This window comes from Actinoplanes sp. CA-142083, from assembly GCF_050942195.1.
In the GTDB taxonomy this organism is placed as follows: domain Bacteria; phylum Actinomycetota; class Actinomycetes; order Mycobacteriales; family Micromonosporaceae; genus Actinoplanes.
The window spans coordinates 6,266,360-6,290,853 of sequence record NZ_CP192076.1 but is presented as its reverse complement, the minus strand read 5'-3'; the positions used below and the strand labels follow the sequence as shown (position 1 = coordinate 6,290,853).

Here is a 24,494-nt window from a genome sequence, read left to right as displayed (position 1 = left end):
CGCCTGGCTGGCGCGGGGCTCCGGACGGGTGACGACTAGCTGGTCGCGGCCTGGGTCAGGTCGTAGACCGTGGTGCCGCCGACCGTGGTGGCCGTGTAGTGCTCGGCGACCCAGGAGGCGATCTGCGACGAGTCGCTCGAGGAGCCGCCGCCACCGCCCATGCCGCCGCCCGAGATGTAGTAGTGGATCTGGCCGGCCGCCACGTAGGCCTGGAACTCGGCCAGGGTCGGGCTCGGGTCGCTGCCGTTCCAGCCGCCGAGGGCGATCACCGAGGTGCCGCTGTCCAGCTCCAGCTCGGCCGCGGAGGTGGCGCCGCTGATCGCCGCCGACCACTTGGTGGTGCTGGCCTCGAGCAGGGCGACCAGCTCGCTGTTGCTGCTGGAACCGCCCATCCCGCCCACGCCGCCGCCGGGGCCGCCACTCGGGGCCGTCGACGACTCGGTGGACGACGACGAGCCGGACCCTGACGCGGAGCCGGACCCCGACGCGCCTCCGAAGCCGCCCGCCCCGCCGATGCGGCTGGTGACTCCTCCGCCCGTACGGGATGAATTTGCCGGGCCGGAAGAAGGGATCGAGCCGGTGTGGGCGACGGAAGCTGTTGCCGCCGCATAGGCCGCGCCGGAGGCGCCGGCGGAAAGAATCGCGGCGACGAGCGCAACTATCGCGAAACCCCGCAGCTTCGCTGCCGGAACCACAAGCACAAGAGCGAGGAGGACGCCTAGGGCAAGCGACGCCCAGCGCAGCGCCGGAAGCCAGTCCGCCCGTCCCATCAGCACCGAACCCCACGCCGCGGTCACGAGGATCATCGCGGCGAGCAATGCCCGGCCCCAAAGTTTCGCGCGGTAGAGCCACAAGATTCGGCCACCGATCGCGACGAGTGCCGCGATCGCGGGCGCCAGGGCGACCGTGTAGTACGGGTGGATCGTGCCACTCATGTAGGAGAACGTGATGCCGGTGACGAGCAGCCAGCCGCCCCACATGACGACCGCGGCGCGGGCCCGGTCGGTGCGCGGTCCGGTGAAGGTGATGCCCAGGACCGCGACCAGGGCGATCAGCGCGGCCGGCAACAACCAGGAAATTTCCGTGCCCATCGAGGAACCGAAGAGCCTGCCGATCCCGGTCGAGCCGCCGAAACCGGTGTTGCCGCCGCCTCCGCCGCCACCCCCGTTGCCGTCGCCGCCGAAGATGCGGCCGAGGCCGTTGTAGCCGAGCGCGAGCTCCCACAGCGTGTTGTTGGTGGAGCCGGCGATGTACGGGCGGGACGACGCGGGCCAGAGCGAGACGAGCGCGATGTACCAGCCGGCCGAGACGACCAGGGCGAGGCCGGCGATCAGCAGGTCGCGGACGCGCTTGCCGAGACCGGTCGGGGCGGCGATCAGGTAGACCAGGGCGAAGCCGGGCAGGACCAGGAACGCTTGCATCATCTTCGTCAGGAAACCGAAGCCGAGCAGCACGCCGGTGAGCGCCAGCCATTTCCACGAAGCTTTCTCGACAGCCCGGGTCGTGGTGTACGCGCCGGCCGTCATCAGCAGCACCAGCAGCGCGTCGGGGTTGTCGTAGCGGAACATCAGCACCGCGACCGGGGTCAGCGCGAGGGCGGCGCCGGCGAGCAGGCCCGCGTTCTGGCCGAACCAGCGCTTCACGGTCGCGTACAGCAGGTAGACACTCGCCACGCCCATCAGCGCCTGCGGGGCGAGAATTGCCCAGCTGTTCACCCCGAAGACGCGGGCGGACAGGCCCATCACCCACATGGCGGCGGGCGGTTTGTCGACGGTGATGGCGTTGCCGGCGTCGAGCGAGCCGAACAGCCAGGCCTTCCAGCTTTGCGCGCCGGCCTGCGCGGCGGCGGCGTAGAAGCTGTTGCCCCAGCCGGAGGCGCCCAGGTCCCACAGGTAGAGCACCGCCGTGGCGGCGAGCAGCGCCAGGACCGGCCATCGTCGCGCGCGGGGCGGCGGCGGTGGTGGTGCTCCGTGTCTCGGCGAAGCCACCCGGGGGCGTTCCATCAACGTCGTCATGACTATTGAGCTTTGGCTCGCCGACTACGTCCGCCTTGTGCCTGGCCTGTGCGATCGCTATGACCACCGCTACGCCACGGGCGTCTCCGTTTCGTGCCAGGATGGCGAGGAGAGTCCGGGTTCAAGGGAGAGACTGGGGCAATGAGCGAACACGTTTCCGACAGCGCCGAGTGGCAGGCCCTGCAGGGCCACGCGGAGAAGTTCTCGGCGGTGCACCTTCGTGACCTGTTCGGCAGCGACCCGGGGCGCGGCGCGCGGCTGACCGCGAAAGTTGCCGACCTGACCGTGGACTACAGCAAGAACCTGATCACCGACGAGGTCATGACCTCGCTGCTGGCGCTGGCCGCGAAAGCTTCGCTGCGCGAGCGCATCGCGGCGATGTTCGAGGGCAAGCACATCAACGTCACCGAGGACCGGGCCGTGCTGCACACCGCGCTGCGGCTGCCGCGCGGCGCGAAGCTGGTGGTGGACGGCCAGGACGTGGTGGCCGAGGTGCACGAGGTGCTCGACCGGATGGGGGCGTTCAGCGACAAGGTGCGCTCGGGGGAGTGGACCGGGCACACCGGGCAGCGCATCAAGACCGTCGTGAACATCGGCATCGGCGGGTCCGACCTGGGACCGGTGATGGCGTACGAGGCGCTGAAGGCCTACAAGACACCCGACATCGAGTGCCGCTTCATCTCCAACATCGACCCGACCGACCTGTACGAGAAGACCCACGACCTCGACCCGGCCACGACACTTTTCATCATCGTGTCGAAGACTTTCGGCACCCAGGAAACGCTGACCAACGCGACCGAGGCGCGCAACTGGCTGCTCGCCACGCTCAAGGACGACGCGGCGGTCGCGAAACATTTCGTGGCCGTGTCGACGAACGCTCAGCGGGTCGCCGACTTCGGCATCGACACCGCCAACATGTTCGGCTTCTGGGACTGGGTGGGCGGCCGCTACTCGCTGCCGAGCGCCGTGGGCCTGTCGGTGATGGTGGCGATCGGCAAGGAGCAGTTCGCCGACATGCTCGCCGGTTACCACCAGGTCGATGACCATTTCCGTACGGCTCCGCTCGAGTCCAACGTGCCGGCGCTGCTCGGGCTCATCAACGTCTGGTACGACACTTTCCTCGGCGCCCAGTCGCACGCGATCCTGCCGTACTCGCAGTACCTGCACCGTTTCGCCGCCTACCTGCAGCAGCTCACCATGGAGAGCAACGGCAAATCGGTGCGCCTGGACGGGTCGCCGGCCACCTACCAGACCGGCGAGGTGTACTGGGGTGAGCCCGGCACCAACGGGCAGCACGCGTTCTACCAGCTCATCCACCAGGGCACCAAGATGATCCCGGCCGACTTCATCGGGTTCTCCCAGCCCAACCACGACATCGGCGGCATGCACGACCTGTTCATGTCGAACTTCTTCGCGCAGACCGGCGCCCTCGCCTTCGGCCGCACCCTCGACCAGGTGCTCGCCGAGGGCAGCAGCCAGGAGGTCGCGCCGCACCGCGTCATGCAGGGCAACCACCCGACCACGACGATCCTGGCCGACAAGCTGACGCCGTCGATCCTCGGGCAGCTGATCGCCCTCTACGAGCACATCACCTTCACCGAGGGCACGATCTGGCAGATCAACTCCTTCGACCAGTGGGGCGTCGAGCTCGGCAAGGTGATGGCCAACCAGCTCGCGCCGAAGCTGACCGGCTCGACCGCCGCGGCCGACGACGACTCGTCGACGAACAACCTGATCAAGCTGTATCGAGCCGCGCGCGGCCGCTGAGCTTTTTGTCGTACCCGGGGCCTAGGGTCGTTCCATGGATTCACGGACGGCCTTGGGTCTGCGGCTTTCCAGCCTGCTGCTGCGGGGCAACGCGCCCTCGTCGGTCGGCGAGATCGTGTCGTGGTTCGGCGCGATGCAGTCGCAGGACGCGAACAGCATGCTGTGGTCGCTCGGCGCGCGCCTGCCGGGCTGGTCCCTGGCCGACGTCAACGACGCGCTCGAGAAACGCACGGTGTTACGCACGTGGCCGATGCGCGGCACGGTGCACCTCGTTCCCGCCGTCGATGCCCACTGGATGCTCGAGCTCATGGGCTCGCGGCAGCTGGTCGGCGCGGCCAAGCGCCGCGAGCAGCTCGGCATCGACGAGCGCGACGCCGAGCTGGCGGTCGAGGTGCTCGGCTCCGCCCTGACGGGCGGCAAAAGACTGACGCGATCCGAGTGCATGGCGACGCTGACGTCCGGCGGCGTCGAGGTGAGTGGGCAGCGTGGTTACCACCTGCTCTGGTACGTGTCGCAGCGCGGTGTCACGGCGATCGCGCCGCATGTGGGCAAGGAGCAGACGTTCGTGCTCCTCGACGAGTGGGCGCCGGCGCCGTTCCGCCCCGCGCGGGAGGAGGCCCTCGGCCTGATCGCCCTGCGGTACTTCCAGAGCCACGGCCCGGCGACCCGCAAGGACTTCGCCGGCTGGACCGGCCTGACCATGGCCGACTGCAAGACCGGGATAGCGGTCGCCGGTGACGCGCTGGCCACGGTCGACGTCGACGGGGTCGAGATGATCGCCTCCGCCTCTCTTCTCGGCTCGGCGTCGCCCTTCACGGGCTGGCTCGCGCTGTCCGGCTTCGACGAATACATGCTCGGCTACAAGGACCGCTCTCTCATGGCCACCCCTTCCGATCTGGCGGCGATCATCCCGGGCGGCAACGGGGTCTTCCAGTCGACCCTTGTGCGGGATGGACGGGTGGTCGCCACCTGGAAACGGGTGCTGGGATCGAAGGGCGTCACCGTGACGGTCCTGCCGCTGGCTTCACTGCCCGCCAAGGCTGCCGAGAAAGCGCTTGCCCCGTTCGCCGATTTTCTGGGGGTGCCGCTGACTGTTAAGAACCCTTGATATTTACGAATGTGAACACCATGATGTGGGTGTCGTAGGTCACGTTCGTCGATGAAAAGGGGCTGCCATGGGCGTCCGTCGTCGGGTCTTAGCGCTGGTCGCAGGGGTGGCGGTGACGGCCGGGGCGTTGGCTGTGGCCGTCGCCGGGGAGGGCACGTCGTTCGCGGCCGTGGCCTGCTCGGGCACCGTCTGGGCCGAAGGTGTCACCTATACGGCCGGGCAGCAGGTGACCTACACCGGTCACCTGTACCAGGCGCTCGTCACGCACACCGCCTACGTGGGCGCCGGCTGGAACCCGGCCGCCACCCCGTCGCTGTGGAAGGACCTCGGGGCGTGCACCGGTGGCCCGGCCACGACGCCGCCGACGACGCGGCCCACAACCACGCCGCCGACGACTCCGCCGACGACGCGGCCCACCACCCCGCCGACGACGGCGCCCACCACGACGCCGCCGACCGGCTCGACCTGCGCCGTGAAGTCCCGGCCGGGCGGCAAGGTGCTGCAGGGCTACTGGGAGAACTGGGACGGCGCCGCCAACGGCGTGCACCCGGGCCTCGGCTGGATCCCGATCAACGACAGCCGCATGCTGCAGCACGGGTACAACGTGATCGCCGCGGCGTTCCCGGTGATCCGCTCCGACGGCACCGTGCTGTGGGAGAACGGCATGGACGCCGGCGTGAAGGTCTCGACGCCCGCCGAGATGTGCGCGGCCAAGGCCTCCGGCGCGACCATCCTCATGTCGATCGGCGGGGCCGCGGCCGGCATCGACCTGTCGTCCAGCGCGGTGGCCGACCGGTTCGTCGCGACGATCGTGCCGATCCTCAAGCAGTACAACTTCGACGGCATCGACATCGACATCGAGACCGGGCTGACCGGCAGCGGCAGCATCTCGACGCTGTCCACTTCGCAGGCCAACCTGATCCGCATCATCGACGGCGTGCTCGCCCAGATGCCGTCCAACTTCGGCCTCACCATGGCGCCCGAGACCGCGTACGTGACCGGCGGCAGCGTCACCTACGGCTCGATCTGGGGCTCGTACCTGCCGATCATCAAGAAGTACGTCGACAACGGCCGCCTGTGGTGGCTGAACATGCAGTACTACAACGGCTCGATGTACGGCTGCTCCGGCGACTCCTACTCGGCCGGGACGGTGCAGGGCTTCACCGTCCAGACCCAGTGCCTCAACAACGGCCTGACCATCCAGGGCACGACGATCCGGGTGCCCTACGACAAGCAGGTCCCGGGTCTGCCGGCCCAGTCCGGCGCGGGCGGCGGCTACATGGCGCCGTCGCTGGTGTCGCAGGCGTACAACAGCGTCAGCTCCATCAAGGGCCTGATGACCTGGTCGATCAACTGGGACGGCTCGCGAGGCTGGACCTTCGGCGACAACGTGAAGGCCCTCGAGGGCCGCTGAGCAGGTGACGGCCGGCCGGCGGCAACCGGTCGGCCGTCACGGCCGGCAGCCGGGCTCGGGCTGCGCGCCGCGGTCGAGCCCCGCGCCGCTCAGCCCTTGCTGGCGATCAGGTCGTGCAGGGCGTCGCGGACCTCGTCGGGGTGCTCGATGTGCATGAAGTTGTGGGTGGCGCCCTCGATCACGCGGTGCGAGCCGTGGGTGGACGACGCGGCGATTCCGGCGTGCAGCTCTCGGATCCCGTCGAGGGCCTGGCGGATCAGCTCGGGCGAGCCGAACGACTGCCACGCCGGGTTGCCGGCGCCGGCCGACAGCACGATCACCGGCACGTCCGGGACCGGGCCGCCCGACCGGAGCTCGTCGTAGACCTCGCTCTCCAGGTTCGCCGCCTCGAGCAGGCCGGTGCGCCAGTGCTCCACGTGATGGTCGGCAAGCTCATCGCGTACGGAAGATGGCCAGGAACCGAGAATCTTCGCCCAAGCCTGTTTCCCGGCGGCGCGCTGCTCGGCCGTCAGGTCGGGCAGCTGCGCCGGGTCCGGCTTCATCTGATCGTTGAGCGCGGCGGCCTCGGCGGGCAGGTGCGCGAAGAGATCCTCGTGACCCGGATCCAGCAGCAGCATCCCGGCCACCGACGCCGGGAAAAGTTGCGCGAAACGTCGCGCGTAGACCGCGCCCATCGAATGCCCGACCAGGAAATGTCTCCCGTCGCCGGCGACCTCCCGCAGCTCAGTCGCCACCTCGGCGGCGCTGCGCGGCAGGGCGACCGGCGCGCTCCACCCCGTGCCGCCGCGGTCGTAGAGCAGGTGCGTTGCGCCGGAAAGTTGCGTGAGATTGAGGAAATCGAGCCCGACCAGCCCGGCCCCGGGCAGGTACAGCACGCTCGCCCCGCCGTCGCCGATCCGATAGGTGGCCACCCCGCCGACCATTGTTCTCATGACTGCGAACATTAGCAGTCGTGCGAACATTACGGAATGGACCCCGTCGAGCTTCTCCTCCATCCGGTACGGCTGCGCATCGTGCACGCCCTCTCCGGCCGCACCGTGACGACGGCGGAACTGTGCGTGCGCCTGCCCGACGTCTCCCAGGCGACCGTCTACCGGCACGTCGCGCTGCTCACCGACGCCGGCATCATCGAGGTCGCGGGGGAGCAGCGGGTGCGCGGTTTCGTGGAACGCAGCTACCGCCTGCGCCGCGACCGCGCGGTCATCGACGCCCGGAAGGCGACGGTCGACGACCACCGGCGCGCGTTCGCCACCGCCACGGCCGTCCTGCTCGCCGAGTTCGGCTCCTACCTCGACGGCGACCCCGACCCGGTGTCCGATCTGGTCGGCTACCGCCAGCACGCGATCTGGCTGACCCCGGCCGAGCGCGAGAAACTCATCGCCGGCCTGCGCGAGGCGATCCTCCCGGTCCTCGGCAACGAGCCCACCGACGACCGCGCGCCCCACCTGCTCAGCCCGATCCTGTTCCCGATGCACGAAGGCCCGACGCAGGAAGGCGCGATGCGCGAAGGCGCGATGCGCGAAGGCGCGATGCGCGAAGGCCCGACACAGGAAGGCGCGATGCACGAAGGCGCGATGCACGAAGGCCCGGCCACACCGGACCGTTGAGCCGATGGGCGGTTCGCCGCCGGCACATACCCTGGCCGCATGCGCCACGACATGATCGAGCCGCCGCTGACCGACGATTCCGGTTACCGCGTGACCCCGGCCGATCTGTCCTTCCTGGGCATCGCCGACGCCTCCTTCGCGGCGTTCCGGCGGCAGCAGTACCCGCTGGGCTGCGACCCCGACGAGTGGAAACAGTTCGTCGAATCGCTGCAACAGGCGCTCGAGATCGAGGGCATCACCGACGCGCAGGTCCGCCTGCAGGGCTCCGCCGCCCGCTTCTTCGCCGGGCGGCACAAGACCATGCCGTACGGGAAGGAGGAGATCGCCGACCTCTTCCTCAGCCTGCGCGGCCGTACGCCCAGCCTGTTCGAATCCGAGCGCACCGCCCGCGCGCTCGCCGAGACGTGGCCCGACGAGGACGGCCGGCCCCGGCGGCGGCCGTTCGATGCCCTCTACCGCCTGCGCATCGACCGCAACCCGTCCGACATCGACGTTCAGGTGTCCAGCGCCCAGATCCTCGACCGGGTGAAGCTCCACCTCGCCCGCGCGGGCCTGCCGCCCAGCCAGTTGCTCGTGGAGAATCCGAAGTACGCGTTCATCCGCAAGCAACACATCGCGGTCACCTGCCCGTACCTGACGAACTGGCATCTCGTGCAGAGCGATATCCTCGACCGGCCGGTCACCCTCGCCGTCTTCGGCGGTGACGGCCCGCCGCGGCTCGACGACCTGCCGCAGTCCAGCCACCACCAGCCCGGCGACTGGCTGGTCCGATGACCGTCGCCGCGGGCCGCATCCCGCCGACCGTGCGCTGGCGCCACGACCTCGCCCGCCCGCTGACCGAGCAGGGCGCCGAGTACCTCGAGACCCAGCTCGGCATGACGTTTCCCTGGCTGTTCCGGCCGGACGAGTGGATCGTCGGCTTCCGGGTCCTGCCGGCGCCGGACGACGAGATCGCGCAGCTGCGGGCGACCCGCGTCGCCGGTTCGCCCGGGCTCGCCTTCGAGGCCGTCACCACCCGCGCCGACTACAACCCGGGCCTGCTCGGCGAGCTGGAAAAGCGGGTGGTCGAGGCCCTGGGCGCGGTCGACCGGCCCGCCTCGGGCGCGGTGAGGTTCGCGCCGACGGCCCCGCTCCTTCCCCCGGAGCGCCTGGCCGAGGTCCGGATCCGACGGCCGGCCCCTTCCGAGGGAGAGCCCGATGTGGAGTACGTCGCCGTCGCGTACGGCGACGCCGTGCGCATCGGGTTCGCGCGGGGCATGAACCGGCTCGCCGACACGGTGAAGGTGACGCTCGGCCCGCGCGGCCGCCACGTCGTCCTCGAGCGCAAGTGGAGCGCCCCGGCGGTCACCAAGGACGGCGCGACGATCGCCCGGGAGATCGACCTCGACGACCCGATGGAGGGGATCGGCGCCGAGTTGCTCAAGGAGATCGCGCGCAAGACCGACGAGGTGGCCGGCGACGGCTCGACGACCGCGACCGTCCTCGCCCAGGCGCTGCTGCGCGAGGGCCTGCGCAACGTCAGCGCGGGCGCCAATCCGATGGCGGTCAAACGGGGCATCGAGGCGGCCGTGGCCGGCGTGACCGAGGCCCTGCGGCAGATGGCGAAGGACGTCGAGACCAGGGAGCAGATCGCCGCCACCGCGTCGCTGGCGGCCGGTGACTCCGCGATCGGCTCGACGGTCGCCGACGCCCTCGAACTGACCGGAAAGCTGGGCGTGATCAGCGTCGAGGACGGCACCACGTTCGGCCTCGAGGTCGCGGTCGGCGACGGCATGCGCTTCGAGCAGGGTTTCATCTCGCCGAACTTCGCGACCGACGCCCAGCGGATGGAGGCCGTCCTCGACAACCCGTACCTGTTGCTCGCCGACGTCCGGATCTCCGCCGTGACCGAGTTGCTACCGGTGCTGGAGAAGGTCCTGGCGACCGGACGACCGCTGCTCATCGTCGCCCAGGACGTCGAGGGCCAGGCGCTGTCGACCCTGGTGGTGAACGCGATCCGGGGCATCCTGCGGATGGTGGCGGTGAAGGCGCCCGGCTTCGGCGACCGGCGCGCGGCCGTCCTGGAGGACATCGCCGTGCTGACCGGCGGCACCGTGATCAGCGAGGAGATGGGTCGCAAGCTGGAGAGCGCCGACCTGAGGACGCTGGGGACGGCCCGCAAGGTGATCGTCACGACGGACGAGACCACCATCGTCGACGGAGGCGGGAGCGAGCAGCTCATCGAGGGCCGGCGCGACCGGATCCGCGTGGAGATCGAGCACGCCGTCTCGGAGTACGACCGGGAGAAGCTGCAGGAGCGCCTGGCCAAGCTGGCCGGCGGGGTGGCGGTCATCAAGGTCGGCGGGCCGACCGAGGTCGAGGCGGCCGAGCGCAAGCAGCGCGTCGAGGACGCCGTCCGCAACGCGCGCGCGGCGATCGAGGAGGGCATCGTCCCCGGCGGCGGCGCGGCCCTGGTGCACGCCGCCGAGACCGCGTTCGACAAGCTCAACCTGACCGGCGACGAGGCGACCGGCGCCCAGATCGTGCGGGCCGCGCTGGCCGCCCCGCTGCGCCAGATCGCCGCGAACGCGGGCTTCGACGGCGCGGTCGTGGTGGAGAAGGTCCGCGGCCTCCAGGCGAGCCAGGGGCTCAACGCGGAGACCGGCGAGTATGTCGACCTGCTCGACGCCGGCATCATCGACCCGGTCAAGGTGACCCGCACGGCTCTGCAGAACGCGGCCTCCGTGGTCGCCCTGTTCCTGACCACCGAGGCCGTGGTGAGGGCGCCCCGCGCCGAGGTCGCCGGTGACTGACCCCGCCCGGGAGGAGACGCAGCGCCAGCGCGACGTCGTCGACCTCATGGCCAGCGCCCACGCCACCCTCCGCGACCGCTACCGCCGGCGCGCCACCGTCATGACCTGCACCTTGCTGGCCGCGTCGGTGGTCGCCACCGCCTTCGCGTTCGCGGCCGGCGACACCAAGGTCACCCTGCTCGGCGTCACCCTCGACCGGTCGGCGTGGCTGGGCTGGTTCGCGGTCGCCACCTTCACGCTCACCCTCGCCGACCTGGTGCTCGACTGGCGCGGCAACGGGCGCCGTCACGAGGACGCGGTCCGTCAGCTGGCCGGGCTCAAGGCGGAGTACCGCCGGCCCCTTCCGGCGGGCGCCGAGGCCGCGGCCCGGGCGCGGCTGACCGGGCGCTACCAGTCCGTCATGGACACCGTCGCCCCGATCCCGGAACGGAAGTTCCTCGCCCTCAAGGCCGCCCACCTGCGAAAGTCGGAGCTCAGCCGACTGCTGTCGGCAAAACCGGGCATGAGCGTGCGGCAGGCCCGGCGCGCGCTCAAGAAGCCCTGAGCAGGCCGAGCACGACGCGGGTGACCTCGTCGGCGCAGCCCCAGGACACGCTGACGCCGGCGCCGCTGTGCCCGTAGTTGTGCACGATGTGGCGGTCACCGAGCTTCTCGTGCTCGAGGCGGATGAGCGGGCGGGACGGGCGGATCCCGCCGCGGTGGCCCAGCACCTCGGCGTCGCGGATCTCGGGGAAGATGTCGCCGCACCGCTTCACGATCGCCTCGGCCACCAGCGGGTCGGGCTCCGGGTCGGCGATGCCCTCCTCGGCGCTGCCGCCCAGCAGCAGGATGTCGCCCTGGGGGAGCAGGTAGATCATCTCGCCGAGCTCGTCGGTGTGCTCGGCGAAGAACTCCTTGTGCCCGGGGTTGCGGATCGCGACGAGCTGCCCGCGGATCGGCTTGACGGCCGGGTCGGGCACCAGCTCGCGGGCCCCCGAGCCGCTGCAGTTGACCACGATGGGCGCCTCGGCGAAGCCCTGCTCCAGCGAGGTCAGCCGGGTGCCGAACCGCATCTCGGCGCCCGAGGCCAGGACCATCGCCTCCAGCGCCGCCAGGTACGGCGGCATGTCGATGATCGGCGCCGTGTAGTGCCAGCCGTGCACGAAGCCCTTCGGCAGCTCGCCCGGCTCGCACTCGCGGTACCCGGGCAGGTCGAGGGCCCAGGCCGGCGAGGTCATCGGGTTGCGGGACGCCTCGACGCCGTCGACGACGCGGACGCCGGGGAACCGCTCGGCGGCCATCCGGGAGAACACCTTGTAGCTGCTGGCCGCCCACACGGGAACCCGCGGGTGCTCGGCGTAGATCGGATCCCAGATCGCGCCGGCGGCGGCCGAGTTGGTGTCGCGGGGTGCTGCCTCGGCGACGAGCCGGACGCGCAGGCGGTGCTCGGCCAGTCGCACGCTCGTGGTCAGCCCGGAGACACCGGCGCCGACGACGAGCACATCGGGTCGGTCCATCTTTCGACGCTAACGGTGATCGATGGTCCGCCGCGGGGCAAGGCCACGTGAGGAACATGAATGTGCGGACGATGCGGATATGGCATCGGAAGCTTGAATCACCCCGGCGTTGATGCTATGTACACCGACCGCTCTGGATCGATCACTGACGGTTGCATTCCTCGGGTCTTTGGGGTGCAATCGACAGGCTGGCGTCATGCGGGCGGGGACGCCCCGCTGCGTTGCGGGGGACGACCGGGGCGCGCAGACGGTCACTGGCGACCCGCCCCAGGTCCCCGCGCCGCCGATGAATGGGGGCCCTACGTGCTCGTCGTGGGTGAGGTGGACACCGGACTGCTGCGGGGACGAGACCCGTCGTCCAGTGACGACGGACGGCGGCTGGTCGAGCTGGTCGCCGGCGAGCGGGTGCTGGTCGCCACCCGGCCACGGTCCTATGTGCGCTCTCCGGAGCGCCCGGTCGGCGTCGACTGCGCTCTCGCCGCTGGCCACGCGCGGGGCATCGGCACGGCGTTGCAGCGGGCGGCGATCACCGACAACGAGGTGGTGCAGGGCTCCGCGTACGCGTCGATCGTGCCCGCCGATCACACCGCCCGCCGCCCGTGGTCGCACTATCTGGCACGGCCCGGCCGGATCGAGGCGATCGGCAAGCCCCGCTGGGACGCGCTGGCCGGCGACCTCGTGAGCCCCGAGCGCGCCCCGGCCGTCCTCGACCTCGGCGCGGTCGCCCAGCGCGCCACCAACGAGGTGCAGAGCGCCGCGCGCGGCGGCGCCGAGGACTCCTTTCGCGCCGCCCGGTCCCGCCTGCGATGGGTGGCCCGGGTGAGCGACGACGACGCCCCGCTCTCCGCCGTCCACTTCGAAGTCCACGACCGCCGGCTCCGGCTGCTCACCTTCACCACCGGCCGGCTGGACGCCGGACGGGTCGCCGCCGCCTGCGAGGACGTCGCCCTGCACGACTGGCTGCTCTCCACGCTCATCGAGAGCGTGCGCAAGTCCGCGATCGGCCTGTTACCCCGCGGCGACACGCTGCGGCGGCTCGGCCCCGCGATCGACCGGCTGCTGCACCTGTGGATGCCGGCCGCCCGCGCCGACGAGCTCACCGAGACGATGTGGACGGTCCTCGAGCGACGGGCGGGCTTCAGCCGGCAGTGGACCGCGCTGGCCACCCGCGTCCGCGACCAGTTCTCGGTGATGCTGGCCGAGTCCCTGTCCGCGGCGACGCGCCGGTGAGCGCCGAGACTGCCGTGCGGCCGTCCGGGAACGGCACCAGCGGCGTCATCAAGACGGCCCTGCTCACCGTCGCCAGTGGCGGCGTCACCTTCCTGGTCACCAACGGGCTCGACCAGCCGCAGGCGATCTGCATCATCCTGTCGATCCTGATCGGCGGCATCGCGCTGATGGTCCGCTTCCTGGTCGACTTCGAAAACCGGCTGGCCGCCGTCGAGGATCTCGAGCGCGAGGGGATGGCGGACATGAAGAAGCTGGTCGGCGACGCGTTCTCGGAGATCAGCGAGGCCACCGCGCTGTTCGGGCTGATCGAGGCGTCGGCGCTGCAGACCGACCTGGTCACCCAGCTGGTGCGCAACTCGACGAACATCTCGCCCGACTCGCCGCCGATCGTCTACAAGTTCGTCCAGGCCAAGATCAAGGAGATGTCGGACTTCCTCAAGCAGCTCGCCGAGGGCGGCACGGTCACCTACTACGGCGAGGACCGCGACTGGCTGCTCGGTCTCACCCGCACGGCCACCACCAGCGTCGACGCGATCAGCCTGGCCGCCGTCGACCACGACCTGTGGCACAGCGAGATCGGCCAGCGCTACCTCGACGCCCAGCGGCGGGCGGCCCGCGACGGCCGGCGGGTGCGGCGCATCTTCGTCCTGGAGTCGCCGGACATGGAACACGATCCCGAGCTGCGCCGGGCCTATGAGGAGCAGCGCGAGATGCTGATCGAGGTGCGCCTGCTCGACCGCATGGCGGTGCCAACCCCGCTGCAGGTCCAGGTGCGTGATTTGATCCTGTTCGACGACATTCTCGCGTACGAGACGACGCCGACCACCACCGATCCGAGCAAGGCCCAGGTGGCCGAGACCCGGCTGGTGCTCACCGATTCACGGGTCAAGGAGTGCTCCCAGCTGTTCCGCGAGCTGTGGGACGTCTCCCGCGAGCTGCGCCCCGCTCAGACGAAGAGATAGTCGATCCGCTCGATCGTCTCGTCCGGCAGTTCCAGGCCCTCGGCGGCGGCCCGCTCGAGGACCTGCCCGGAGACCAGCGGGTCGACGCCGACCTGGCTCAGGATGGTCCGTACCGCGTGCTCGATCGCCAGGAACCGCCGGTCCAGCACGTTGAAGGTGCGGTAGGCACGGAACGGCGCCGCCTTCGGGTTGAGCCGCACGACCGCCGGCATCTCGTCCCATGCCTCGGGCAGATCGCCGGGGTGGGCCGGCACCGGCTCGGCGACCGGCTCGCCGAGGTGCCGCAGCAACCCGAGCCGCTGCAGCTGCCAGACCGCCGCCAGGAACGGGCACGACCACTTCCGCTCGCCGTTCTCGACGTTCCACAGCTCGACGTCGACGAAGATCGAGTGGTTACGGATGGCGCTCTCGCGCGGCGGCACCCACTGCCGGGGCGCGGACATCGCCGAGGCCGCCGTGGACGGCGAGCGCTCGCCGTTGGTCAGCCAGCCCGACACGCTCGCCGGCGGGCGCCCGCCGTTGGTGCCCTCGGGCGGCTCGTCCACGATGTGCGCCTGCACGACCGCGGCCAGGTCGAGGTCGCCGACGCGGGCGCAGCCGGACTCCCGGGCCACGTAGTCGATGCCGAGGTCGCTCGCGCGGGCCGCCGCCACCAGCGCGGGCACGACCTCGCGCGGCGAGGAGAACTTGGTGAAGTAGTCGTCGATCAGGAAGCACGTGCTGATCCGGGGCCGGGCCGCGCTGACCTGCCCGGCGGCCGCACGAGCCCACGGCGCGACCCGCCGGAAATGCTCGCGCAGGCGCTCCTCGCCCCGGTCGTAGTCGTCCATGTAGAGATGGCCGAGCTCCAGCGACAGGTGCGACAGGGCCACCGACCGGGCCGCGGGGACGGCGCTCACCTCGGTGAACACGTCGTCCGCCGTGGTCACAGACCCTCCCACGCGCTCTCGTCGACGATCTTCTTGGCGAGCTCCTCGAGCGCGTTGACGGTGCGGTCGTTGGCCGTGCGGTACAGCCAGACGTCGTCGTTGGACAGCAGCTGCTCCTGCCACTGCAGCACCGGGTCGAGCGGCACCTCGCCGAGCAGCTTGGCCTGGCCGACCCCGCTGCGGCTGGCCAGTTCCTGCAGCCGCCGGTTGCAGACGTCGAGCCAGGCGAGCTGCTCGGGCCGCAGGCCGGCCTGCTCGGGCGCGGACGGGTCGAGCACCGCGGTCCGTACGAAGCGGATGTTCTCCACCAGGTCGGCCCGCACGTGGCCCTTCTGCTCGCCGGTGTCCAGGATGCCCTGCGGACCCTGCACCAGGTTGCTGGCGGCGATGATGTGCTGCCTGGTCCACCGATGGAAGACGATCCAGCGGGCCGGGATCGCCGCCACCGCGGTGGCCTCGAGGACGATCTCGGTGGCGTACGAGCGGCCGGCGCTCAAGTCGACCAGGACCAGGTCGTACTCCTCGGACAGCCGCAGCAGCAGCTCGGTGCAGCGCTCCACGATCCCCGGCCCCGAGCTGAACTCGCCGCGACCGCGGTCGCCGGGCAGCAGCACCAGCTCGCCCGCGCCGGCCGGCCGCGCCCGCAGCGCCTCCCGCTGCGACGCCGCCCAGACGTTGATCTCCCGCGGCTCGGTCTCGCCGTCGATCAGGTAGCTGTGCAGGCCGCCGCCGGCCACCCCGGCCAGCGCGTTCGGCAGGTCGAAGATCGCGCCGGCCGTGGGCGAGCCGAAATCGAAGTCGAGATAGCACGCGTTCTTGCCCTGCAACGCGTGCCGGTACGCCAGGTTGCAGCTGGTCACCGAGCGGCCGGTGCCGCCCTTGTCGGAGGTCGCGAAGATCAGCATCAGGTCAGCCCGCTGTCCGCCCCGCGGGCCGCCGAGAGCCGGTCGAGCCGGCCCAGGACCTCCTGGGCGAGCGCGACCGCCACGCCCGGCCGCCGCGGCCGCACCGACCGGGCCCGGCGCAGCTCCAGGCCGATCTGGTCGAGCTCCACCTTCAGCCCCACGCCGCGGGTCGTCGTGCCGTTGAGCAGCTCCCGGTCGTACAGGTACTCCGCCTCGTCGAGCAGGTCGTCGGCCACCCGGCCGAGCAGCTCGCTGGGCGGCGACGCCTCCTGGATCAGCTGGGCCGCCGAGACCAGGCAGTCCACCACCCGCTTGGTGTAGTACCAGGACACCTTGCCCGGGCCGTCGTCCTCCTTGGCCAGGTACGGGAACGCGCCGGCCGGCCTGTCCCACAGTCCCCGGTCGTCCCCGTCGGTGATCATGCGGGAGCGCAGGTGCTTCCAGATGTCGTCGGACAGCCCGATCATCCGGCTGCGGGCCGCGCCGTCGGTGAGCATCTGAGCCAGGTTGAGCGTCCGGCGGAACAGCGTCGGCGAGATGTCGGCGACCGTCCACGCCAGCGTCGGGCCGCCCACGTCCTCGCTGCCTTCGAGCGGGAAGTGCATGCCCGGGTAATGCACGGCGATCGCGCTCTCCGGCTCGGTCGAGCGCCGCGTGATGCGGCTGCGGGCGGCGAGGTCTTCCATCACGTTGGCCACGCGCCGGCGGTCGGTGTCCGAGGAGCCCGCCGACTGCATGTTCTGCACGACCATGCCGCCGATCAGCAGCGTGAAGTAGTCGGCCTCGATGCCATCGGTGGTACGCCACGGCATGTCCTCGAGGGGCCATTTCCCGCCGCCGAAGGTCGCGACCGTCGCCCAGTAGGACTGGGTGAGCTCGTAGCGCAGCTGTAGCGACTGGGTGAGGCGGGCCTGCTCGGGGTCGAGCAGGCCGAGCAGCCGGGTACGCGGCGAAGTGAGCTCCTGGATCGCGTCCAGCGCCACGGTGGTGAAGTACAGGTACGGCGCGTTCTGCGCCACGCCGGCCTTCTGCGCGCCGATCGCGGCCTGGGTGTCGATCTCGGGCGCCTCCCGGACCACGCCCCAGGACCAGCCGCACTCGAAAAGCCGGTTCGGGTTGTCGAGCTCGCTGCCCTCGGCGGCGCCGGAACCGATCGTGACGTCGTCGCGGAGCCGGGCGTTGATCTCACGCAGCGCCTCGCGCAGCTCGTCGACCACCTGCTGGACCGGGCGCCGGCCCTGGTTGACCGTGCGGATCAGCTCGTCGCCGAAATCGCTGTCGGCCGAGAACACGTTGACCGCGAAGCTGCGCAGCAGGCCGGTCATCGCCGCCGACAGCCGCCGGCTCGCCTTCTGCTCCAGCTGCTCCACCAGCTCGATCAGCGCCGGCCGCCCCAGCTCCTGCCGGAAGATCTTGATGAAGCCGGCGATCGCCAGCATCAGCGTCACCGAGATCGAGAACGAGTCCACCACGTCCAGTTCCCGTTGCGCCTGCTTGATCTCCTCATCCTCCACATCGGAGCGGAAATACCCGCTGCCGGAGAAGATCGGCGTGCCGTCGGGGGCGGTGTAGCGGTCGATGTACGCGGTGAGCGCGCGGATCAGCCGTACGGGAATCTGCCGGTTGTCGCCCAGCGCCCGCAGCTTCTCCAGAACGTCGCCGGCGACCGCGTCGGGACGGTCGAGCCGGAACAGGGGGATCTGGGTGGCGGGCGCCATGATGCAGAGCAGCTGCTCCGCGTCGCTGATCGAATTGCCCCCGTTGCGGCCGTCACGGATCCACTCACCGTCGCGATAGGAGACCCGTGCTGTTGCCTGCCAGATGTCGAGCAGTTGCTGACGCGGTTGGGTCTGCATAGGTGTGCCGTCACCTACCCGTCCGTGGGTGTGCTACCTCTTCCATCCCGTCGCGACGATCATCCCGCTGTAGCCGTCGCGGAGGTCGTCGCTTTCGACCCTCTTAATCTGGCTCATCCGCGCCACGGGGGCAAGGCACCGCTCGACGTCGGCGTCGTCGATCGAGCATGCCGGGAAGAAGGTGGAGCCCACGAAATACCCTTCCGAGCGGCACATGAAGGCCGCGGCGAACGGGGCGCCGGACACCAGCGAGTCGACGAAGTGCTCGGTCGCCTTGCAGAACTCGTCATACCGAGTGGTGATCGACTCGGCGACGAAGAACATGGTGCCCAGGTCGTACTTGTCGGCGCCGAGGGCGAAGACGTTGCCCTTGGTCACCCAGGCGCGCCCGGCCAGGACGTCGAGCGGGTCCTTGATGGTCTGGTAGGTCGGCCGGTCGGTGGCGATCGCGTCCCAGAACTCGTCGCGCCAGGTGGCCTGCGGCTTCACCAGGGCGTCGATCAGCCACTGGCGATTGCTGTGCGAGCGCTCGAAGAGCGTCAGCTTCGAGGCGAAGGGCAGCATCGTGAGCGCGGGGTAGAGGTTGGTGCCCGAGCCGACGTCGATCGCGTTGGCCAGCTTGCGCGGCTGGCTCTTGCCCGGCTGGGCGCGGTCGAAACAGTGCAGGAAGAAGTCGGCGACGATCTTGATGATCTTCTGGTCGTCGTGGCGGAGGTGGCCGTAGTTGTGCCAGAAATACTCGTAGGAGTCGAAGCGATCCCAGGGCGCATCGTCGTTGGCGGCCCCGGCGGTCGCCACCGCCCCGGCCGCTAAGCCACTATCACCGAGACCCACGGCACTCCTCCAGCACTCAGGTATCACACGACTAGCACGGTCGAGGCTGGCGGAGCGGCCAGGCCGTTGCAGCCTAGAACTTCCCCTAGTCATGGCGCAACCATTCGTCCGCGAGGAACGACGATGCACATTAAGTCATCGTCTCCCGAATCGCACTCCACCACACGGGTATGCCGCGATTGGTGCCCCAGCCGACAAAGGATCAGCCCTGTTCGGGGGTCGCCCGAACGGGGGTGTGACCCGCACCGCAGCGCAGGTCTTTTAGATTTGAAATACTTCCCGGGTCGGCGGCGTTGAGCCGGGCAGTGAACAGCCCAATCGAGGGAGCGGGTCATGCAGTTCGGGATCTTCAGCGTCAGCGACATCACCACCGACCCGACGACCGGGCAGACCCCGACCGAGGGCGAGCGCATCAAGAACATCGTCACGATCGCCAAGCACGCGGAGGAGGTCGGCCTCGACGTCTTCGCGCTCGGCGAGCACCACAACGAGCCGTTCTTCTCGTCCTCGCCGACGACCACCCTCGCGTACATCGCCGCGCGGACCGACAAGCTTCTGCTCAGCACCGCGACCACGCTGATCACCACCAACGACCCGGTGAAGATCGCCGAGGACTACGCGATGCTGCAGCACCTGAGCGGCGGCCGCGTCGACCTGATGATGGGCCGCGGCAACACCGGGCCGGTCTACCCCTGGTTCGGCAAGGACATCCGCGCCGGCATCCCGCTCGCCATCGAGAATTACGCGTTGCTGCACCAGCTGTGGCGTGAGCAGGTTGTCGACTGGCAGGGAAAGTTCCGCACCCCGCTGCAGGGCTTCACGTCCACGCCGCGCCCGCTCGACGACATCCCGCCGTTCGTCTGGCACGGCTCGATCCGCAGCCCCGAGATCGCCGAGCAGGCGGCCTACTACGGCGACGGTTTCTTCGCCAACCACATCTTCTGGCCGGCGTCGCACACCCAGCGGATGATCGCGCTCTATCGCGAAAGGTTCGCGCACTACGGCCACGGCGACCCGGACCAGGCCATCGTCGGCCTCGGCGGCCAGGTGTTCATGCGCAAGAACTCGCAGGACGCGGTGAACGAGTTCCGGCCGTACTTCGACAACGCGCCTGTCTACGGCCACGGTCCGTCGCTTGAGGACTTCACCCGCGAGACGCCGCTGACCGTCGGCAGCCCGCAGCAGGTCATCGACCGCACGCTCGGCTTCCGCGACTACGTCGGCGACTACCAGCGCCAGCTGTTCCTGATGGACCACGCCGGCCTGCCGCTGAAGACCGTCCTCGAGCAGCTCGACCTCCTCGGCGGCGAGGTCGTGCCGGTCCTGCGCAAGGAGTTCGCCGCCCTCAAGCCCGAGCACGTCCCCGACGCGCCCACCCACGAGTCCCTGAAAGCCGCCAAGGAGCAGGTGAAGGCATGAACACCCGATCTCTGGTAGTCGTCTCCGCGGGCCTCAGCCAGCCGAGCTCGACCCGCCTGCTCGCCGACCAGCTCTCCGCGGCGGCCGTCACCGCCGCCGCGGAGAAGGGCATCGCGCTGGACGTGAAAGTCGTCGAGTTGCGCGATCTCGCGCACGACATTGCCAACAACTTGCTCACCGGTTTTCCGCCGGCGGCGCTCAAGGAGGCCATCGACGCCGTCGAGGCCGCCGACGCGCTGATCGCGGTCACGCCGATCTTCGCGGCCAGCTACAGCGGCCTGTTCAAGTCGTTCATCGACGTGATCGACAAGGACGCGCTGGTGGACAAGCCGGTGGTCATCGCGGCCACGGCCGGCACCGCGCGGCACTCGCTGGCCCTGGAGCACGCGCTGCGGCCGCTCTTCGCCTACCTGCGCGCGGCAGTCATCCCCACCGCCGTCTTCGCCGCCACCGACGACTGGGGCTCGGACTCGGCCGACGGCACGCTTCGCACGCGCGTCGAGCGGGCGAGCGCCGAACTGGCGCGGGAGCTGGACCGCCGCGATCCGGTCTCGGTGGCCGATCCCTTCGCTCTCAACGTCAACTTCGAAGACCTTCTGAAACCCCTCTGACGTACGGCGGGAGCAAAGTACCCGCGTTCAGCGACGGCCTGGCGGCAAAGTCAGGCCGTCGCGCGCTTCCGGCCCGCTGGGTTCGCTGTTGCCGGCGCCATCATCAAGGCGCCGGCGGCGGCGGCGAGCTACCCCATACGTCACCGCGCCCGGGCTGGCGCCCAGGGTGATGCCGGTGATCGCCGACCAGAACGCCGAGGTGCCCACCACGGCGTGCGCGACCAGGCCGAGCCCGCCGAACACCAGGGCCAGCAGAACCGAGGCCAGGACCAGCACCTGGCAGGTTCGGGACCAGGTCATCGTGTCCAGGAACCACCACAGCAGGTCCCGCCAGCTCTGTGGCCGGAATCCGGGACTCGCCGGAGCGCCGGCGGCAGGGGTGTCCGGCTTGACGGCGGGCGTGCCGGCCGCGCGTAAGGTGGCACGTTCGATGGCAGCCATTTCCCGGCAGGTCCGGTTGCCTGGTTCCCATCGTCGATCCGGGCAGTAACACAGGTTGCCGCCACGACCCTCGCGCCGCGGCAGCGCCACCCCGCATTGGCTGTACCGGCATCGCCGCGGGATCGTAGCCTGCTGGTCCGGGGGCTGGGCCGGCTGCTTCACCCTATCCATCGTCATGTGGCCCTCTTCCGACGGCGGGCCGAGCGACCGCGGCGGCCAGGACGCGGGCGACCTCGCTGCTGCCCGGGCGAGCCCGGGGATCGGTCGCCAAGCATCGATTGCAGATCTTCGTGACTTCGATCGGCAAACCTTCGAGATCCGGCGATCCGCCTCCTTCGGTGGCGTCGGCGGTCGGCGACGGCTGCTGACCGGTGAACATCTCGTACATCAGGACGCCAAGCGCATAGATGTCGCCGGCGGATTGTGCGGTCTCGCCGGCCAGCTCCGGCGCGCGATAGGTGATCGCCTCGCGCACTTCGGACCGGCCCGCCGGACGAGCGGCACCGAAGTCGACGAGCGTCCACTTCGCCCCGTCCGGCGTCAGCAGGACGTTTTCCGGCCTGAGGTCGCCGTGCACGATGCCACGGTCGTGCAGGTGGGACAGTCCGGCAGCGAGGCCCGCCGCGACCCGGAGGGCGGATGGCGCCGGCAACGGGCCGCCGGCGAGTTGGCGCCGCAAGCTCCGGCCGGCGGACGGTTCGGTCACCACGTACGACGTGACCGAACCGTCCGAGCCCATCGAGTCACCGACGTCGTACACGCTGCCCACGTTCGGATGCGACAGCGCAGCAACCTCCAGGGCGCGCTGCCGAGCTTGGGCGTCCGGGGCGCCGGCGAGCATCTTGACCAGCACTGACCGTTCCAGTTCCTCGTCGTACGCCCGCCAGACGACCGAGCCTGACGCGCCGGCGGCGAGGCGTTGGATCAGGCGATAGCGGCTGGCGAGTCGGTCTTGCCGGTCGGCGTCCGATCGGGTGGCGAGCAGGGCCCGCACCCGCCGTCCCGTCCAGCCCGGTGCGTCGGCCAGGCGCCGGACGATCGCCATCAGCTGCTCGTCGACGTCGTCGCCGAGCACCTCGATGGCTGCGGTGGCCGCCCACGGGTCACCGTCCGCCGCTCGAGCCCGGAGCTCGTCGATCTCCTCGTCTCGGGCGAGGAGCCGTGCCAGGTGAGCGGCGGCCGGCGCGAGCCCCAGGTCGGCCATCTGACGCAGGCGCTGAAGAGCACGATGGCCGTCATCCTGCCGATCGGGAAGTCGTACCAGGCGCTCGGCGGACCAGGCGTCGCCGGCCTCGGCCCGCGCGCGGAGGGTGCTCAGGTCGCCGCGTTCCGCGAGCAGCCGCGCCAGCTGTGCGCTCGCGGCCTGGCTGTCCATCTCGGCGAGCCGCAACAAGTCGTCGATGCGGCCTCGCTCGGCCAGCCGCTCGGCCAGCTGTGCCGTCGCGTGCTCGTCCCCGGTGGCGACGAGGCCCTGCAGCATCCAGATCGCCTCGTCCTCGCGGCCCGACTCGGCCAGCAGCTCAGCCTGCTTCACCCGTACCCGCTGGTCTCCCCGGTCGGCAACCTCGCCCAGAAGCGCAAGCGCCTCGTCCACCTGCCCCCGGCCGACCAGCAGCTCTGCCAATTGATACCCGGCGGCCGGATCTCCGGCATCTGCTCGCTCGCGCAATTCGTCGACCCGGCCGCGCCCGGCCAGTACTTCCACGAGCCGCTGTGCGGCGGCTGCATCTCCGGCGTTCGCCCGCTCCCGCAGTTCATCGACCTGGCCGGCGGCGGCCAGCACTTTGGCGGTACGAAAAGCCGCGTTGTCCGACTGGATCCGGCCGAGCAGTTCCAGAGCTTCGCCACTGCGGTCCTGCAGATACAGCAGGTCGGCCAGCCGCAGGCCGCCCTCGGCCGACCCGGCGCTGAGGGCCGCACCGTACAGGAGCTCGGCATAGCGGAAGCGCAACTGCTCCTCGGCCGCCCGACCCGCCACCAGGAGGTCGGCGACATCGGTCGAATGGTCTCGCAGCGCCTGCCAGATCGTGTCGGGCACCGGAACACCATGGCGAGCCTGTTCGATGTGCGAAGCCAGAAAATCGGCGATGGCGTAACCGGCGACGTCGTGCAAGCCAACCGAAACCGGCGCCACGATCGAGGCTGCACCCCGCACGGCGGACGTGGCGTAGGCAAGGGCGTGGTCAAGCCAATCCGATGGTGCGGCCGCGCGCTGCGTGGCGGTGAGGTATCCGGGCGCCGCCGCGGCCAGCAGTTCGCGGGTCGGTGCCATGTGGACGCCCAGCCGGCGGACGTCGGCGGCCGCGGTGATGACCGCTTCGGCATACGGCGGGGCGGTTCGCCAGCGCGTGATCAGTTCCGGACCCGCCGCCAGGACCTGTGTCAAACCCGCGTCGGTGGCATCCAAGGCTGCCCGGATTCGCGGATCCGTGGCCAGGACAGCTTCGGCATTGCGCTGTTCCTCGGCCGAGAATCGGTCCGGGACGGTGATGACACGCGCCAGGCCGAGCAGTTCCCGGTCGATGGCGTATCGATCGGGCCGGCCCGCGGAGGGGAGGGCACTGCGGGCCACGTACTCATCCGGCCACATCGTCCCGAGCAGCACCGTTCCGGCGCTCATCAGCCTGCGAACCGAGCCCGCCACGCCGATCTCCGGGTCGGCATCGAGGAAGCGCCGCAGGTTGTCCAGCCAGGCCACGGTACGTGGCGCGGGAACGGCGGCGAGCGCGCGAATCGCCTCGGCGTCGGCGGGATCGACGAGCCACCAATCCGGCAACATCGCCCTTGTCGCCTCGTAGAGCGAGCGTGTCTTGCCCACCGAGGAGCTGCCCACCAGAACGACAAACCCGCCATTCTCGGCGGCGCCGCCGACCGCCGCGCGCAGCTCGTCGTCGAAGTCGCGCGGGACATACATTGGCAGTTCGCCCGATGCGCCGGACATTTCGATGGCCGGGTGGACGCCCAGCTGTCGAGGACTCGCTACGCGGAACCTGACCGCGCCCGAGGGGCGTCGGACATCGGCTGTCCGGGCGCGATCCCAGGCGCGCAGCCAATCCGGCATCTCCTCGTCCGGCACTCCGCACGCCACGAGGAAAGCAGTGAGTGTCC

The 24,494-nt window shown here is 70.4% G+C and carries 20 protein-coding genes; 11 read left to right on the top strand and 9 right to left on the bottom strand.

Going from position 1 to position 24,494, the window contains the following annotated elements:
• Positions 1–35: 35 nt before the first annotated feature.
• Complete coding sequence (locus ACQPZX_RS28850) at positions 36–2,015, bottom strand: glycosyltransferase family 39 protein (protein ID WP_433361624.1); 1,980 nt, start codon at positions 2,013–2,015, stop codon at positions 36–38.
• 141 nt (positions 2,016–2,156) lie between these two features.
• On the opposite strand from ACQPZX_RS28850, the gene pgi reads away from it, so the two are divergent.
• From pgi to ACQPZX_RS28835, 3 genes are all read left to right on the top strand, one after another.
• Positions 2,157–3,782 carry a glucose-6-phosphate isomerase gene (gene pgi, locus ACQPZX_RS28845; RefSeq protein WP_433361621.1) on the top strand — a complete coding sequence of 542 codons (1,626 nt, stop codon included), beginning with the start codon at positions 2,157–2,159 and terminating at the stop codon, positions 3,780–3,782.
• A gap of 34 nt (positions 3,783–3,816) precedes the next feature.
• Complete coding sequence (locus tag ACQPZX_RS28840) at positions 3,817–4,890, top strand: winged helix DNA-binding domain-containing protein (RefSeq protein ID WP_433361618.1); 1,074 nt, start codon at positions 3,817–3,819, stop codon at positions 4,888–4,890.
• Between the two features lie 67 nt (positions 4,891–4,957).
• Entirely contained in the window at positions 4,958–6,304 is a 1,347-nt protein-coding gene (locus ACQPZX_RS28835) for a carbohydrate-binding protein (protein WP_433361615.1), read from the top strand.
• A gap of 89 nt (positions 6,305–6,393) precedes the next feature.
• Here the strand turns inward: ACQPZX_RS28835 and ACQPZX_RS28830 are convergent, their stop codons facing one another.
• Positions 6,394–7,236: an alpha/beta fold hydrolase gene (locus ACQPZX_RS28830; protein WP_433361612.1), complete on the bottom strand. Its 843-nt coding sequence runs from the start codon at positions 7,234–7,236 to the stop codon at positions 6,394–6,396.
• A gap of 36 nt (positions 7,237–7,272) precedes the next feature.
• On the opposite strand from ACQPZX_RS28830, the gene ACQPZX_RS28825 reads away from it, so the two are divergent.
• From ACQPZX_RS28825 to ACQPZX_RS28810, 4 genes are all read left to right on the top strand, one after another.
• Positions 7,273–7,911: a helix-turn-helix domain-containing protein gene (locus ACQPZX_RS28825; RefSeq protein ID WP_433361610.1), complete on the top strand. Its 639-nt coding sequence runs from the start codon at positions 7,273–7,275 to the stop codon at positions 7,909–7,911.
• Between the two features lie 39 nt (positions 7,912–7,950).
• Positions 7,951–8,685: a hypothetical protein gene (locus tag ACQPZX_RS28820; RefSeq protein WP_433361607.1), complete on the top strand. Its 735-nt coding sequence runs from the start codon at positions 7,951–7,953 to the stop codon at positions 8,683–8,685.
• Between the two features lie 482 nt (positions 8,686–9,167).
• Positions 9,168–10,703: a chaperonin GroEL gene (gene groL / locus ACQPZX_RS28815; RefSeq protein WP_433385476.1), complete on the top strand. Its 1,536-nt coding sequence runs from the start codon at positions 9,168–9,170 to the stop codon at positions 10,701–10,703.
• Entirely contained in the window at positions 10,696–11,247 is a 552-nt protein-coding gene (locus ACQPZX_RS28810) for a hypothetical protein (RefSeq protein ID WP_433361604.1), read from the top strand. The genes groL and ACQPZX_RS28810 overlap by 8 nt, the downstream gene beginning before the upstream one ends.
• Here the strand turns inward: ACQPZX_RS28810 and ACQPZX_RS28805 are convergent.
• Positions 11,234–12,199 (bottom strand): FAD-dependent oxidoreductase, encoded by a 966-nt coding sequence (locus ACQPZX_RS28805; protein WP_433361601.1) that lies wholly within the window; start codon positions 12,197–12,199, stop codon positions 11,234–11,236. The genes ACQPZX_RS28810 and ACQPZX_RS28805 overlap by 14 nt on opposite strands.
• A 303-nt stretch (positions 12,200–12,502) precedes the next feature.
• Between ACQPZX_RS28805 and ACQPZX_RS28800 the strand changes: the two genes are divergently transcribed.
• Together ACQPZX_RS28800 and ACQPZX_RS28795 are read left to right on the top strand one after the other, a co-directional pair.
• Positions 12,503–13,429, top strand: a complete 927-nt coding sequence (locus ACQPZX_RS28800) for an SCO2521 family protein (RefSeq protein WP_433361598.1) — start codon at positions 12,503–12,505, stop codon at positions 13,427–13,429.
• Entirely contained in the window at positions 13,426–14,391 is a 966-nt protein-coding gene (locus tag ACQPZX_RS28795; protein ID WP_433361595.1) for a DUF6879 family protein, read from the top strand. The genes ACQPZX_RS28800 and ACQPZX_RS28795 overlap by 4 nt, the downstream gene beginning before the upstream one ends.
• On the opposite strand, the gene ACQPZX_RS28790 is transcribed toward ACQPZX_RS28795, so the two are convergent.
• The 4 genes from ACQPZX_RS28790 to ACQPZX_RS28775 are packed head-to-tail and all read right to left on the bottom strand — an operon-like array spanning position 14,376 to position 18,879.
• Positions 14,376–15,320: an SCO2522 family protein gene (locus ACQPZX_RS28790; protein WP_433361592.1), complete on the bottom strand. Its 945-nt coding sequence runs from the start codon at positions 15,318–15,320 to the stop codon at positions 14,376–14,378. The genes ACQPZX_RS28795 and ACQPZX_RS28790 overlap by 16 nt on opposite strands.
• A complete protein-coding gene (locus ACQPZX_RS28785) occupies positions 15,317–16,225 on the bottom strand; it encodes an SCO2523 family variant P-loop protein (RefSeq protein WP_433361589.1) in 909 nt (302 codons plus the stop codon). The genes ACQPZX_RS28790 and ACQPZX_RS28785 overlap by 4 nt, the downstream gene beginning before the upstream one ends.
• A complete protein-coding gene (locus ACQPZX_RS28780; protein ID WP_433361586.1) occupies positions 16,225–18,081 on the bottom strand; it encodes an SCO2524 family protein in 1,857 nt (618 codons plus the stop codon). Before ACQPZX_RS28780 ends, ACQPZX_RS28785 begins: the two co-directional genes overlap by 1 nt.
• A gap of 33 nt (positions 18,082–18,114) precedes the next feature.
• Positions 18,115–18,879 (bottom strand): SCO2525 family SAM-dependent methyltransferase, encoded by a 765-nt coding sequence (locus ACQPZX_RS28775; protein WP_433361583.1) that lies wholly within the window; start codon positions 18,877–18,879, stop codon positions 18,115–18,117.
• Positions 18,880–19,248: 369 nt separating this feature from the next.
• On the opposite strand from ACQPZX_RS28775, the gene ACQPZX_RS28770 reads away from it, so the two are divergent.
• Both ACQPZX_RS28770 and ACQPZX_RS28765 read left to right on the top strand, forming a co-directional pair.
• Positions 19,249–20,334 carry an LLM class flavin-dependent oxidoreductase gene (locus ACQPZX_RS28770; RefSeq protein ID WP_433361580.1) on the top strand — a complete coding sequence of 362 codons (1,086 nt, stop codon included), beginning with the start codon at positions 19,249–19,251 and terminating at the stop codon, positions 20,332–20,334.
• On the top strand, positions 20,331–20,945 hold the full coding sequence (locus ACQPZX_RS28765) for an FMN reductase (protein ID WP_433361578.1): 615 nt from the start codon (positions 20,331–20,333) through the stop codon (positions 20,943–20,945). The genes ACQPZX_RS28770 and ACQPZX_RS28765 overlap by 4 nt, the downstream gene beginning before the upstream one ends.
• A 27-nt stretch (positions 20,946–20,972) precedes the next feature.
• Here the strand turns inward: ACQPZX_RS28765 and ACQPZX_RS28760 are convergent, their stop codons facing one another.
• Both ACQPZX_RS28760 and ACQPZX_RS28755 read right to left on the bottom strand, forming a co-directional pair.
• A complete protein-coding gene (locus tag ACQPZX_RS28760; protein WP_433361576.1) occupies positions 20,973–21,386 on the bottom strand; it encodes a hypothetical protein in 414 nt (137 codons plus the stop codon).
• Positions 21,387–21,549: 163 nt separating this feature from the next.
• Complete coding sequence (locus ACQPZX_RS28755; protein ID WP_433385473.1) at positions 21,550–24,462, bottom strand: protein kinase domain-containing protein; 2,913 nt, start codon at positions 24,460–24,462, stop codon at positions 21,550–21,552.
• Between the last annotated feature and the right edge of the window lie 32 nt (positions 24,463–24,494).

Bases quoted from the DNA above. Each gene is read 5' to 3' on its own strand.
- ACQPZX_RS28805 (WP_433361601.1), bottom strand. From the start codon at position 12,199: ATGGACCGACCCGATGTGCTCGTCGTCGGCGCCGGTGTCTCCGGGCTG.
- ACQPZX_RS28770 (WP_433361580.1), top strand. From the start codon at position 19,249: ATGCAGTTCGGGATCTTCAGCGTCAGCGACATCACCACCGACCCGACG.
- ACQPZX_RS28825 (WP_433361610.1), top strand. From the start codon at position 7,273: ATGGACCCCGTCGAGCTTCTCCTCCATCCGGTACGGCTGCGCATCGTG.
- ACQPZX_RS28835 (WP_433361615.1), top strand. From the start codon at position 4,958: ATGGGCGTCCGTCGTCGGGTCTTAGCGCTGGTCGCAGGGGTGGCGGTG.
- ACQPZX_RS28760 (WP_433361576.1), bottom strand. From the start codon at position 21,386: ATGGCTGCCATCGAACGTGCCACCTTACGCGCGGCCGGCACGCCCGCC.
- ACQPZX_RS28830 (WP_433361612.1), bottom strand. From the start codon at position 7,236: ATGAGAACAATGGTCGGCGGGGTGGCCACCTATCGGATCGGCGACGGC.
- ACQPZX_RS28850 (WP_433361624.1), bottom strand. From the start codon at position 2,015: ATGACGACGTTGATGGAACGCCCCCGGGTGGCTTCGCCGAGACACGGA.
- ACQPZX_RS28820 (WP_433361607.1), top strand. From the start codon at position 7,951: ATGCGCCACGACATGATCGAGCCGCCGCTGACCGACGATTCCGGTTAC.
- pgi (WP_433361621.1), top strand. From the start codon at position 2,157: ATGAGCGAACACGTTTCCGACAGCGCCGAGTGGCAGGCCCTGCAGGGC.
- ACQPZX_RS28785 (WP_433361589.1), bottom strand. From the start codon at position 16,225: ATGCTGATCTTCGCGACCTCCGACAAGGGCGGCACCGGCCGCTCGGTG.
- ACQPZX_RS28840 (WP_433361618.1), top strand. From the start codon at position 3,817: ATGGATTCACGGACGGCCTTGGGTCTGCGGCTTTCCAGCCTGCTGCTG.
- groL (WP_433385476.1), top strand. From the start codon at position 9,168: ATGAACCGGCTCGCCGACACGGTGAAGGTGACGCTCGGCCCGCGCGGC.
- ACQPZX_RS28780 (WP_433361586.1), bottom strand. From the start codon at position 18,081: ATGCAGACCCAACCGCGTCAGCAACTGCTCGACATCTGGCAGGCAACA.
- ACQPZX_RS28765 (WP_433361578.1), top strand. From the start codon at position 20,331: ATGAACACCCGATCTCTGGTAGTCGTCTCCGCGGGCCTCAGCCAGCCG.